The following is a 13249-nucleotide window of genomic DNA, read 5'->3' on the forward strand; positions in this document are numbered from 1 at the left end:
GAACTGACACTGGTCGGCGGTGGCAGCTTCATCAAGATCGATGGCGGCGGCGTGACCATGAGCGGGCCGGCGATCAACGTGAACTCGGGCGGTGGGCCGGGGAGTGGCACGGGGGCGGCGCCGTTGATGCCAGGCGTGCTGAAGCAGGCGGATGCCGATAAGGCAGGTGCCGTGCTGACCCCGGCGCAAATCAACACCCTCAAGCGTAATGCGCCGTTTTGTGAAGAGTGTGAAAAATGCAAGGCAGGTGCCTGTGCCATCTAATCGACTGACACCCAAGGATTGGCTGGCACAACAGCCGTTGCAGAAAGACGAACGTCTGTATCTGGTTATCAGCGCCGCGAGCGATGCCGAAGCGCTCAAGGCCTTGTATCAGAGCGAACCGTCCGTGCAGGCCATTCCCGTCTGGGGCGGAACGCCCTACTCCACCTGGCAACCGGTGATGCCATACGTCGCCGAACTCAAGGCCAACTCAGCCTTCCTGCCCTGGATCACCGAAACCGACGCCCTCGACTGGGGCTGGCTGGCGGTCTCCCGCTCGGAGCCCAACGAAGTTTTCGAACACCTGCGCAGTTTGACCCAAGTGAAGATGCCGGACGGGACCGAAGTGTTTTTCCGGTTCTGGGATGGGCGGCATATCTATCCGATTCTTGATGGGCTGGGTGAGACGGCTGGGGAAGTGTTGCCGGTGTTTGAGCGGTATCTGATTAATGGGCGGAGCCTGGAAGTCGGGCCGAGGGTGGTGCCGAAGGCGAGGGATTGGCCGTGGTGGGAGGTGCCGAAAGACCTGCTGGACAGCTTGATGGCCGAAAATCCGTCGACCGTGATCGGCAACATGATGCAGTGGCTGCTGGACGAACATGCCGACCTGTACTTCTCGTTCCCGGAATCGAACCTGCAAAAGAAAGTGGCGCGCTTCGTAAAACGCACGCCACTCACGGAAGAAAATTTTACCGGCCTGCTGAAGGCCCATCTGGAAAGTGAGGTAGATGTATGAGCCTGGGCGAAACTTTTATTTATCTCACCGAGAAACAACCAGACCCCAAAAAAATAATTGCCGAGTTCAAAAGCTGCCTTTCAGATTATCGTTCCAAGGCCAGATACTTACCTGGCCTTGACCTGGAGCAACAGTTTCAGGTCGGTGACGAGGTATTAAAACCTGCACCTAAAGACAGTAAAGAAAGGGCCGTAAACTATGCAACCTGTCCTGAAAATGGAAAGCTAACGCTCATTCATAGCTTCGAGTCCGCAAGGTTTGTTCCGATTGGAAACACACCAGTCGAGCTAGTACCCGTCGATAAAGAAAACAAACCGATGGGGGACGCCCTAAAGAAGAAAATCGGCCCTAGCGGAATTGAGATTATTTCCGACCTCACGCCACACCAACGGTATCGGGTCTCCTTCTTTCCGAATCCGACTCCTGCTGACCTCGAACGCCTGTTCAAATCCTATGATGGCGTTATGGGTGATTTGACCAAATGGCTTGAAAGTGAGTGGAGCACAACATGCCTGCCCCTCTGGAAAGAGCACAGCAACGCATCCTTGTCAGAAAAACTCTGGCAGAAAATGCAAGCAGACTGGGATGGTTTCTGGAGCTTCATAATGAGCATTTGGGGCGACATCAAGTCGCTCTACGAGTTGGTTACCAACCCTCGAAAAAACTATGAAAAGCTCAAGAAGTACTTCACCGAAGAGGCAATCAAAAAGATATATAACTCATCGAAGGAGTCACTACGAACCGCATTCTTGATTGCATGTGATGAGCCACTTCTATGGGTTTATATCTCTGCGGTATGGGCCTGGGTCACTATGCTGCCACCGCAAACGCGGGCACAAGTTGTCGCCAGACTCAAAACTGAAATTGTTTATATTATTCTCGGGATTATCTTCACTGCCGGCCTTGGTGTTGCATTACGTGCTGGCGCCAAAACTGTCACATCAACGTTGCAGGCTGAAAAAGCTCTCAAACTGGTAGAGAAGCTCACAGCCAAGCTGATTGAAATCAGCCGCATTCGCTCAAAAGCACACGCGGAGGCGGCCGCACCGTTGAGGCTTTCCGGCGTTGGAGTGACCAACTCAAGCAGAAAAGTCGCGGCAGAGATCGCACCTCACACGCCCGCCCAATCGGCCGTTCAGCCCAAACATCCCACACCGGCTGCGGGTGCCAAGGTTGAACCGGACTCTCAGATCCACACGCGACGCAAGACTCAGAACGAAACGCGTCTGGAACAAAAAGAGTCTATTCAAAACGCTCCGGAACAATCAAAGAACCCGGCGGACAAGCCCAGCGAATGTGCAGCCAATACCTGCAAGAACGGTGATCCGGTATCCATGGTGACCGGTGAAGAGTTGCTGACACTCACCGATGGCAAATTGGCTGGCCTGCTGCCCTTCGAATGGACGCGCCTGTACCGTAGCAGTGCAGTCGAAATAGACAGTCGTCTGGGTCATGGCTGGAGTCATTCGCTCTCCCACAGCTTGCAACTCGATGATGAGGGCGTGCTGTGGACTGACAATGAAAACCGCCAGACACGCTTCCCGATACCAACCGCACAACGTCCGGCCATTACTAACAGCCTGGCTCAGGCGGCAATCTTCCTGGGTGATGCACCCGGCGAGTTGATCCTGACTCAAGCCGGATCGAGCTCACGCTTCTATCACTTCCGTGCTGGACGCTTGATAACGATCAGCGATGCCTACGACAACCAGTTACACATCAGCTATGACTTGGTGGACCGCGTCCAGCGTATCGATAACGGCGCGGGTCGCTCCTTGCTGCTACGTTACGACAACCGACACATCGTCGCATTGGACTACCAACAACAGCGTCCTGAGTACAACGAGCGGGGCGAACGCCAGGATCCATGGTTGACCATTCAGACGCTGGTCAGCTATCGCTACAACACGCAGAACCAACTGGTATCCGCGACCAATGCCGCCGGCGAAACCGAGCATTACCGCTACAACGACCAGCACGTCATCCTTGAGCGGCAATTGGCGGGTGGCGCCAGCTTCTTTTGGGAATGGGAGCACGAGGGCAAGCATTCTCGTTGTGTCCGCCATTGGGCGAACTACTCGTCACTCGAAACACGTTACGAGTGGGACGATAAAGGTTCAGTCACCGTCTATAACGCCGATGGCAGCGAGCAAATCTATGTGCATGACGACAATGCACGCCTGGTCAGCGAAACTGCACCCGATGGCGGTGAAACACAGAAGGCCTATGACGATGAAGGGCGACTAGTTGCGATTAAGGACCCACTGGGTGCGGTCATTGAGTATCAATACAGTGAAGCCGGCCGTCTGATAGCGGTAATTCCTCCAGAAGGCGAACCCACTCAGTACAACTACTTCAATGGCCAACTCATCGACGTCCAACGAGGTAATGCACGTTGGCAATACAGCCGTAACCGTCAAGGCGACATCACCCAGCAAATCGACCCACAGGGCAACGAAACCCGCTACAACTACGACGGTCAGGGCCGGCTGCTGGAAATTCATCACCCTGATGGCAGTCGCCATCAACTGGGCTGGAACAATCTCGGTCAATTGTTGGAGGAACGTCTTCCGGACGGTGGTCAGCGCAAGTATCGCTACGATGCACTTGGACGGCAGATCACCCGCCAGGACGAATTCGGCGCCATCACCCATTACCAATGGGACGCCGTCGACCGCCTGACTCAGGTCACCCTCCCCGGCGGCGCCACCCGTGCTTTCACTTACAACCCGTACGGACGCGTCACCGCCGAGCGCGATGAGCTCGGCCGCATCACCCGCTACGAATACGCCGACAACCTGCATCTGGTCAGCCGCCGCATCAATTCCGACGGCAGCCAATTGCGCTATCGCTACGACAACGCCGGTCTGCTACTCACTGAAATCGAAAACGAACGCGGCGAGCACTACAAGCTCGACTACTACGCCAACGGCCTGATCCAGCAGGAAACCGGTTTCGACGGCCGCCGCACCGCGTACGAATACGACCTCAACGGCCAGTTGCTGAAGAAAACCGAATTCGGCGACGACGGCAGCGAACTGATCACCGAATATCAGCGTGATGCTGCCGGGCGGCTGCTGGTGAAAACCCTCGCCGATGGCGAAGAAATTCACTACAGCTACGATGCCCTTGGCCGTTTGGTGAATGTCGACGACGGTCACTGGCCGCTGGCCTACGAATACGACGTGCAGGATCGCCTGATCACCGAACACCAGGGTTGGGGCACCACACGTTACGAATACGACAGCGTCGGGCAACTGAGTCACTGCCGCCTCCCCGACGGCAGCACACTCGACTACCGCCATTTGTCCGGCGGACGTCTGAGCAGCATCGACCTCAACGGCTCACGCCTGACCAGCCACCAATTCAGCGCCGGTCGCGAACAGCAACGCCAACAAGGACTGCTGCTCAGCCAATACCAGTACGACGAACAAGGTCGCCTGCAAGCGCACAGCGTCAGCCAGCGCGAGAAAAACCTGTTCCAGCGTCGCTATAACTACGACGCCAACGGCAACCTCGCCGGCATCGATGACAGCCGCAAGGGCAACCGCAGCTTCCACTACGACCCGCTGGACCGCTTGACCAGCGTGCGTGGCGCGACACCGGAAACCTTCGCCCACGACCCGGCCGGCAACCTGCTCGGCCAGAACAACGAAGGCACAGCCAACCTCGCAAACATCAAAGGCAACCGCCTGTTGATGCAGGGCGACCGCCACTACGACTACGACGCCTATGGCAACCTGATCCGCGAACGCCGTGGCACCGGGCAGAAGCTCGTCACCGAATACCGCTACGACTGCCAGCATCGCTTGATTGGCGCCAGCCTACCGGGCGGCAGCACTGCATCCTATAAGTACGACGCCTTCGGTCGCCGCATCGAGAAAACTGTCGATGGTCATACCACCGAATTCTTGTGGCAAGGTGAACGTCTGATCGCCGAAAGCGGTGACAACCGTTATCGCACCTACATCTACGAACCGGGCAGCTTCCGACCGCTGGCGATGCTCGACGGTGAAGGCCCGCGCAAGGCGACGCCGTTCTACTACCAGCTCGATCATCTGGGCACACCGCAGGAACTCACTGACTACAGTGGCGAGATCATGTGGTCGGCGAAGTACCGTGCGTACGGCAACCTCGCGGCGTTGGACGTCAGCGAAATCGACAATCCTTTGCGGTTCCAAGGTCAGTATTTCGATGCGGAGACAGGGTTACATTACAACCGGCACCGCTACTACAATCCGGGGACTGGGCGGTTTCTGACACCGGATCCGATCAAGCTTGCGGGTGGGTTGAATAACTACCAGTACGTGCCTAACCCTACGGGGTGGGTGGACCCGTTGGGTTTGAATGGATGCCCACCAGATGGAGATGGTCAAGGAAACGCAACAACACCGGCAAAAAATGCCAAAGTCGATACTAAAGAACCATCAGCACCAGATGTAGAGTGGTCAAGTCCTACCGTTAAAAGGGCGTCAGCTCAGCTTGATCAAGGTGCAAAGGACGTAACTGTAAGCAGCCGAGCGGAAGCAGAAGAAATATTTAGAGGGAAATATGTAGGTCAAGGCTATAGAAACGCAGAGGAATTCAACTCAGTGACAGCTAAGGATTATTTTCAAACGCCTCAGGGCAAAGAATCCTACTACCACTGGGACGACACGCCTGTCTCCAATATTGAAACGCGAAAAGTTTATATGGCGAACCACAGCCCAACAGACCCACATGCCGCTATGCCTCATTTGCAGCTACATCCAAAAGATGGAAAAGTCATCCGAATTTATTGGCCGAATCCGTTCGAGGGGCAAAAATGACAGCGCAAAAATATATCCCACGAAGTGTATGGTATGGGCTTGACGGGACAGGCTACGACAACATTGCGCAAGAGCTAAAATCCGATGAACCATCATTAAGAAAATGGATTTCAGTTTATGCCATTTACAAGTACTCCTTCACCAACGACCCAAACCAATACTACGATTTCATCCACCATTCAAAAAACTTCCGATACGCGATTGTAATATTTACAATTCCTACCGAAACACTTGAAACAAGCGACGGCATAGATGACCGCGATATTACTATCGAAAAAATAGAAACCATGAACTCCGAGGATGAGATCAACGCTCTACTTGAAAAACTCGATATCAATCCAGAGCTTTTCACTACACCATGGCGCTGTGAATATCCGCTATAACCACCAAATCGAAAAAAGAAAAAGCAAAAAATCCAAAGGGGACGGATATATTATCTGAAGAAAATAAATCTGCCCCCTTTTCAATCATACCTTCGCACCTAAGAGTTGGACTGGCGCAAAAATACTGAAAGTTAATGATGAAGTAGCAGCAGAACCTAGAAAGTTTTTAGGAAATGAACCTGTAGCTCTCGTCACCGAACATACAAAAATTGTTGATGGCGTTGAATGGCAGGTTATCAAAGAAAACGATGCCGTTACTTCATCATATCCGACAGGAGCGACTCAATGAGCAACTTTGAAAAAGATGAGATTTATGGAAAGCTTTGTACCTGGATTGGTGATTCAGAAGATTCAAACTGGACAGAATACACCACCGAGCTTGTTGCAAAAACCGTCCTGATAGACTTTACAAAAAAACAATGGGACCGTTTAACAACAGAGATACTTTCCAAGCCAGAATATTGGCAACAACGTTGCGCGGTCTCATTGGGTGAGGACCGTACTGAACGCTCAATAGAAATACTGAAACTTTTACTTTCCGAATCAAACTACAAAGATGTAAAAACAGTTGCAATATATGAACTCGACTGGGCAGAAGCCCTATAGAAAAAAATATGTACCTTTCATCAAAGAGGTTATAAAAAACACCCCCCATGAAGAAATTGAGCCTGAACTCAATAATCTGCTGATCAAAGCCGAATCAACCTAACAAAGTAACAACGGGCAAGAAAAGCGCCCCAAAAATAAATCTGTCCCCTTTTCAATACGGAGATCCTAAGAGTGCTATCTGAAAATGGACAGATAACCATCACCGGCAGTGCTTACGCCAACAAATATATAAAAAAATCACTCAAAAGAATTGAAGAGCTCGGGCTTAAAATCGTTTCACAAGCGAAAGTTGATCCAAAGGGGTTCAAGACCATCGAAGGCGAGCAGATCGGATCCAAATCACTTGATCGGTTCATTATCGAGAGAGCAAAATGATTTTTTCAATTGATATCACAGAGTGCTTCGGCGCGATCGACTCCGATAACGCAGGCGGGATCATAAGCTATATCAATATCCCCCCCATCGAAAACCCTCGGGAAAAATTTCACCTTAATCTATCAAACTTCGTACTTAACTTAATCGACGAGCCCGTCATCGCCTCGATCAACAGGCAGAACTCAAATTTTTTGGAGAACATGACCGAAGACGGCTTCCTTGTAATAAGACAAGCCAGTATTTCCTTTGAGGCAATAAAAGGCTACGAAAAATTATTACGACTGTTAAACCAAGACTACGGATATTTGACCCACGAACGCCACGGCCAAAAATTGAACTCCGGAGACAAGATCTACGACATCAGCGGAAGGCTCTTTTCGAACCCGGAGCTTTTAATTAACTTCGCATTCATTTCACCCAGCACTATAACACTTGAATTTAACTCATCAGACTACACATACATAGAAAGCTACCCCGAGCTTCAAAAATCTTTAGAAAAACTAAATTCAAGAGAAAAACCTACTCAACCACCTCTCACAGGCCTATTCGACGCCACATATAGCAACACCCATACAATTAGCAACTTTGACGCTGGCTATCGAATTTACAATAAATAATTACCAGGACAGCCAAAGGCAGCCAAAGGGGACAGATTTATTTTTCGTTAAAGAAAATAAATCTGTCCCCTTTTCACTCTGGAGGCAGCGTCCCCAGTGTTAAAGATGGAGCGTTCAACAAATGATTCAACGAGCTTACACCTGATGAGTTCGACACTGTTTGGTCCAATGAAGCTTATAAAAACGCCATTAAAGATCGGCTGAGATACCCGGGAGGAATGCATGAGTGGCACATGGTTTCGAGAGCTGACACATTCAAGCGCTGGGGCGTGAGTGCTGAACAGATATATGAGCTACGGACCGCAATTAGTGACGTGAAATTTGTAAACCCTACTGGTCATCATGGAGGCAAAGGGTCTACAAAAGCACACAATGAAATACTTAAAGTAATTGACAATTCGAAAGATTATGGCGAGTTCCGCCAAGGACTCAATGAATGGGCTGGCAGAAGACTAGACGGTGGCGTTGACTCCCTTCCTTCAGGTCTCAAAAATTAAGGCACAAAAAATGGTAGAAACAAAAACAGTCTCAATCTGGACTGCAAAAACTGGTTGGGAGCCGTCAACACTCCAGGAAATAATGTTGCCGGCATATTCAGAAGATGGAGACTCGCTTGGATGCGAGTTCACAAATGCGTTTTCACTTGGCTTTATAGATAATGATTTTATCGAAGCCGACAAAGTCGAAAACACCAACTCTCTTGAGAGCGCAATTAAAGGCTTTTCTTACGATTCCGATATATCCTCAGACATAAAATCAAAGAATATTCAGCCTACCAATCAAACAATAGACACCCTTATTGCAATATACGACTTCACTTTTCAAGGCAATCCACCAGCCCGCGTAATCCGAGGCAAAGAAATCACTTTCAGAGGCACATTCACATACAAAGAGTAGCGACAAACCTAATCCAAAGGGAATAGATTTATTTTCTTTAGCAAAAATAAATCTTCCCCCTTTTCATATGAAAAACCAAGTACGCACAATGACGAGCAACTTTGAAATTGCGCTAAGCAAACACGAGTTCCCAGATTATTTTAGGGGCAAAGGAGAGTATTTCACGAGAGACCCCGACTGGGGAACTCAGCTACATATCAGAAACTGGCAGGATTCGAGCGTATTTTTAAAATCACTGAATAACTCCACAGATGTACTGAAAAACGCATTTAGCTCGTATCTAAGCACTGTAGAACTTACGATAGCCGATGCACACGACCTTCTTGAGAACATCGACTGCTATTACTACTTAAGAACCAAGCACCCCCATCTTTCGAAGGATGGATTCGATCTAATCCGAGACGCTGACAATAATGAAAAACAAATAGTCTCGGCAACAATGTCCTTTCTCAAAAAAGCAGTTAAGACCCACAACATTCCTGAAGAGCTTGAACTCTTCAATCGTCGGATCAAAATACTTATCAACAGTGGAGGCCCAGACAACATCACCAACCTCTAACACAACCAAAGTTACCAAATCAATCCTTCACAGAACTAAATAACTAAAAAGACAGATTCATTTTCCTTTGAAGAAATAAATCGCCTTTTTTGAACCAACTAAAGCAACTAAAGTACTCAACATGAGCAGACACAAAATCATCCTACCGAATGACTGGATTGCAGAATTTAACAATACAGGTGAGTTCCATATGGGAGCAGAGGGTTGGGGTCTTCTGCTAACAGGTCCTAATCAAAGCCGCATCAATTATTTCAACGACCAAATCGTACTGGTAAACGATGATGAGGGCGTACACGCTAGATCGTGTATTCGCTTATCCGACAATGGCGTGTACGGTTACCTCACCACTGCCGTGGACAGCAGTTGGGTCATCGACTTTTCACGAGGAATGATTGCTCCGCACCGGATCAGTATCCAGCAGCGCCACGATGGTTATGATGAGAGTGTATCAGTTCACGAGCAACCCGCATTCAAACGGACGAGGCAGTATTTTAGCGTTAGTGGTAAACACATTTACCTGACCTTCCCCCTTACCCGCGACGAAGACTTTCCGAAAATCTGGGAAGAGTATTTATCGATTCGACGACGGCAGATCGACGAGCTCTACTTTCGCAACTGAGTTCACCAACGAGGCCTATAACCAGAGGAAACTTATTTATTTTTCTAATCCAAAGAATCCAAAGAATCCAAAGGGGACAGATCTATTTTTTGCTGATTAAAACTGAAAACAAATCTGTCCCCTTTTGTCCCCTTGGAGATCACTAAATGAACACAAGCAAAATCATCACTCTCGGAGCCAAAATAACTCTCGATGACATTTCCCAGCTTGATCAAATACTCGACATCTCTCTCGAAATAGAAAACTTGAAGGAAGACCTTTTTCAAGCGACTTTCCCATGCGGCCAAATACTCGATATCGGATGGTATCCAGAATTCAGCACATACGGTTCCTTTGTAATCTCTCTAATCCGCAATCAAGACTGGCAAAATCCTACTCATTGTGAAAAAGCCAAAAACTGGGCAGAGCTGAAAATCGCGCTAGAGAACATTTTGAAAAACCTGGAAAGCTAGAATCGACAAACACTTTCGATATTTGGATTAAAACAACTGGCCAAAACAACATTCCCGCTATCCGCCCTCAATCATCCCCTCCAAAACCTCATACTTAACCACCACCCGATTCCCATACAACCGCTCCCTCTCCACCAACGCCCCCACCTGCCCCTTCTCCCTTACCTCCCGCCAAATCTCATTCTCCCGATACACCCGCTCCCCCTCCCGCACAAACCGATGCCCCACTTCAAACACGTGATACCGATAAGCCCGCTCCCGGTCGCACAACAACTCCCCCTCCAGTTGCGTCTCCCCCACCTTCAGCTTCAGCTGAAAGCTGCGATCCGTCGGGTTGTGCAGTACCAGGTCGATGTAGTTGTAGAAGATCGCCGCGCCGGAGCCGAATGGCAGGACGCGGCCGTGGTCCGGGAAGGGGTCGAAGCTGTGGTTGGCGCGTTCGATGACGACCAGGGGTGAGTGAATGGCCATCCAGTGGATGAGGTTGCTGAGTTGGCAGATGCCGCCGCCGATGCCGGTGCGGGCTTCGCCGAATGAGAGTTCCATGCCTTCGACGTAGCCGCGTTGGCGGGTCGGGCGGCCGACGAGGCGGCAGAAGGAGAAATATTCGCCGGGGGCGATGATGACGCCGTCGATGGCAGCGACGGCGAGTTTGAGGTTGATGACTTTGTTGTGTTGCAGCGCAAGGTCGGAGTCGCCGAGTTTGCGGATCAGTTTTGAGGTGTGTTTGAGGTAGCGGTAAGGCAAGCGCTCTGACGTCGTGGCAGGCCGCGCGTAGCGTTTGCTCGAGCAATGCCAGGCGATGTGGCGGAACAGTCTTTTTTGCCACACACGCAGCCCGTAAAGGGCCGGGTGGTAGAGGGAAAGTGGTTTCATCCGTGGCGAACGGCGCGGGCCGTTGTCTTCCTTGAGCTTGAAATGGCGGCGCATCTTACCGTGGAACCGCGCTTGATCGCCAAGCGCCTCGCCGGTGTCGCAAGCCGTAACAAGTCGCCCGGCCCGGGCGCTCGAAAATTAAGTTTCAACTAAGGTTGCGTCCCTACCATCCGGGCCACAAAGCAGCGGTTCTGTGTGCTGATTGCCGTCAGCAGAACCCTTCAACTTGAAGTGAGCCCAGACCATGAGCGCGATCGATTCCACCTCTAAACAACTGCCCGCCTTCAGTCTTGTATTGGTCAATTACAAGACGCCGGAAATAACCCGGATGTGCCTGGAGTTTCTCCAGCAGTACGTCAAGGAGCATCAAATTCCGGTGTGGGTGGTGGATAACGATTCCGCCGATGAAAGCCTGATCTACTTGCGGTCTCTGGAGTGGATCAACTTGATCGAGCGCCCTTCACCCGGCAAGGAAGCGGGGCATATTGCTCATGGCAAGGCACTTGATCTGGCACTTGCGAAAGTTGAAACGGATTACCTGTTTTTGCTGCACACCGACACTTTCGTTTTTGACAGTACTGTCTTTTCGATGATGATGAATGAGTGTATGCAATCTTTGGATACAGCGGCGGTAGGTTGCGTCGAGCAATTGGATCGCGGCGTCCTTAGAGACACCTGGCGTTTGTCTTCGCGTTACTTCAAGCACTATTTCCGTCGGGCAAAACAACACTTCGGGTTGCCCTCCAGAGATCCAAAACCCTACCGGGAAACTCATCTGAAAAGCTTCTGCACCTTGTGGAATGCACGGCTGATCAAGGCTCACGGGCTGCATTTTTCGATGGACGACCGGGTTCCGGGATACACGCTGCAGGATCGTTTAAGCAACCTTGGCTACGGCATCAAATGCCTCTCGCCAAGGAAGATCTTCCGCTACCTCGATCACATCCAGGCCGGCACCGTGGCCGCGATCGGTGGATACGGCACACAGCACCGCCGCACCACCATGTATCAGGAAACGCTCAAGCGCCTGCATTTACAACAAGGCATGCGACCTGCCAAATCGTAAGACAAATAAAAAGGGCGACTTTAAAGTCGCCCTTTTTGCATCTGAATTCTTTGGCCTCCACTCCGAGGAGGTGTTCGCCCAGTGTAATGGCCTGGCAATCCATGCACCGGTAAAGAGCCCTGACACTGGGCGAACGGGTGGGATTTTAATATCAATTGGCACATATGTCCTAGCAGATAAATGTGAAATTTATGTACGAATGAGTTAACCGGATTTTCATCGACCCAACATCTGTACAAGGCTCTTAAAATGATTGTTCTCATACAATTATTTGTACAAGAACAACCATCTTGTAGAGTTAATACTCGACTTTATTACTGAGTGGTCACTTTTAATACATCGGTGTAAGTGACAAATACCGTCTGACCGACTTTGAGATTTTTCAGTTTGGCCTGAATTTCAGGCTTTTCGACGTTGAGGGTTTTCGACTGGCCAGACGGGTTTTCCAGCGTGACCTGATTTTTGGCCAAATCAATTTTAGTAATTTTCAACTGGACCCGAACCTGACGGAACGCCTCTCCGCCGGGTTTGGCACTGCCCGGTGCGTTGCGCACTTCGCCGGTATGCTCGACAACGCCGGGTGGACTTTTATCGACCTCGGTATCAAGCACCGCAGCGACGGCACGCACGACTTCGATATCGACCTTGTCGCCGGCTTTCAGTTTTCCGAGATTTTTGGCCTTGTCGGTGAGCTGCACATTCACCTGTTTTCCTTCATTGCCCTGCAGTACGACCTGATGGTTGGCCGGATCGACCTTCACCACCGTGGCCGTCAACTTGTCGGCCTGAATGTCTGTGGCCAGCAGAATTTCAGCAGCCATTGCATTGAGACTGGCGGCGCCGAGGGTCACGGCAAGTGCGATGGCTTTCGTCAGTGCGTTGAGCGTCATAAGCGAAATCTTCCCTGTGAGAGATGGCGGCACACCCCGCCGAAATGCGCCGAGCGCGGTGTGTGCCATTCAGCGTAGACGCTGATCAGGGGTTCTTCGCG

13 protein-coding genes and 1 pseudogene are annotated in these 13249 nt (G+C 50.7%); 12 read left to right on the plus strand and 2 right to left on the minus strand.

The features are described 5' to 3' along the window. From N8H71_RS25125 to N8H71_RS25175, 11 genes and pseudogenes are all read left to right on the plus strand, one after another. A pseudogene (locus N8H71_RS25125) lies at positions 1-264 on the plus strand (DUF2345 domain-containing protein); the annotation flags it as partial. Next, positions 254-997: a DUF4123 domain-containing protein gene (locus tag N8H71_RS25130; protein WP_262196063.1), complete on the plus strand. Its 744-nt coding sequence runs from the start codon at positions 254-256 to the stop codon at positions 995-997. The pseudogene N8H71_RS25125 and the gene N8H71_RS25130, both read left to right, overlap by 11 nt. Further along, positions 994-5805, plus strand: coding sequence for an RHS repeat-associated core domain-containing protein (locus N8H71_RS25135; protein ID WP_262196064.1), 4812 nt, complete (start codon positions 994-996; stop codon positions 5803-5805). Before N8H71_RS25130 ends, N8H71_RS25135 begins: the two co-directional genes overlap by 4 nt. After that, positions 5802-6188, plus strand: coding sequence for a hypothetical protein (locus tag N8H71_RS25140; protein WP_262196065.1), 387 nt, complete (start codon positions 5802-5804; stop codon positions 6186-6188). Before N8H71_RS25135 ends, N8H71_RS25140 begins: the two co-directional genes overlap by 4 nt. A 285-nt stretch (positions 6189-6473) precedes the next feature. Further along, the gene (locus N8H71_RS25145) at positions 6474-6794 is read left to right on the plus strand and encodes a HEAT repeat domain-containing protein (protein WP_262196066.1); all 321 of its coding nucleotides are present in this window, start codon (positions 6474-6476) and stop codon (positions 6792-6794) included. Positions 6795-6968: 174 nt separating this feature from the next. Then, positions 6969-7172 carry a hypothetical protein gene (locus N8H71_RS25150; RefSeq protein ID WP_262196067.1) on the plus strand — a complete coding sequence of 68 codons (204 nt, stop codon included), beginning with the start codon at positions 6969-6971 and terminating at the stop codon, positions 7170-7172. Further along, positions 7169-7789: a hypothetical protein gene (locus N8H71_RS25155; protein ID WP_262196068.1), complete on the plus strand. Its 621-nt coding sequence runs from the start codon at positions 7169-7171 to the stop codon at positions 7787-7789. Before N8H71_RS25150 ends, N8H71_RS25155 begins: the two co-directional genes overlap by 4 nt. Before the next feature lie 459 nt (positions 7790-8248). Continuing rightward, complete coding sequence (locus N8H71_RS25160; protein ID WP_256579663.1) at positions 8249-8686, plus strand: immunity 22 family protein; 438 nt, start codon at positions 8249-8251, stop codon at positions 8684-8686. Positions 8687-8774: 88 nt separating this feature from the next. After that, positions 8775-9245, plus strand: coding sequence for a hypothetical protein (locus N8H71_RS25165; RefSeq protein ID WP_262196069.1), 471 nt, complete (start codon positions 8775-8777; stop codon positions 9243-9245). A 121-nt stretch (positions 9246-9366) separates the two neighbouring features. Further along, complete coding sequence (locus N8H71_RS25170; RefSeq protein WP_262196070.1) at positions 9367-9864, plus strand: hypothetical protein; 498 nt, start codon at positions 9367-9369, stop codon at positions 9862-9864. A gap of 146 nt (positions 9865-10010) precedes the next feature. Beyond that, positions 10011-10316 (plus strand): hypothetical protein, encoded by a 306-nt coding sequence (locus N8H71_RS25175; protein ID WP_262196071.1) that lies wholly within the window; start codon positions 10011-10013, stop codon positions 10314-10316. Between the two features lie 57 nt (positions 10317-10373). Here the strand turns inward: N8H71_RS25175 and N8H71_RS25180 are convergent, their stop codons facing one another. Further along, a complete protein-coding gene (locus tag N8H71_RS25180; RefSeq protein ID WP_262196125.1) occupies positions 10374-11192 on the minus strand; it encodes a VanW family protein in 819 nt (272 codons plus the stop codon). Between the two features lie 244 nt (positions 11193-11436). Here N8H71_RS25180 and N8H71_RS25185 point away from each other — a divergent pair, with 244 nt between their 5' ends. Continuing rightward, a complete protein-coding gene (locus N8H71_RS25185; RefSeq protein WP_262196072.1) occupies positions 11437-12258 on the plus strand; it encodes a glycosyltransferase family 2 protein in 822 nt (273 codons plus the stop codon). A 314-nt stretch (positions 12259-12572) separates the two neighbouring features. Here the strand turns inward: N8H71_RS25185 and N8H71_RS25190 are convergent, their stop codons facing one another. Then, on the minus strand, positions 12573-13148 hold the full coding sequence (locus N8H71_RS25190) for a hypothetical protein (protein WP_262196073.1): 576 nt from the start codon (positions 13146-13148) through the stop codon (positions 12573-12575). Between the last annotated feature and the right edge of the window lie 101 nt (positions 13149-13249).

It is taken from the genome of Pseudomonas koreensis (assembly GCF_025447595.1).
Lineage (GTDB): Bacteria > Pseudomonadota > Gammaproteobacteria > Pseudomonadales > Pseudomonadaceae > Aquipseudomonas > Aquipseudomonas koreensis_H.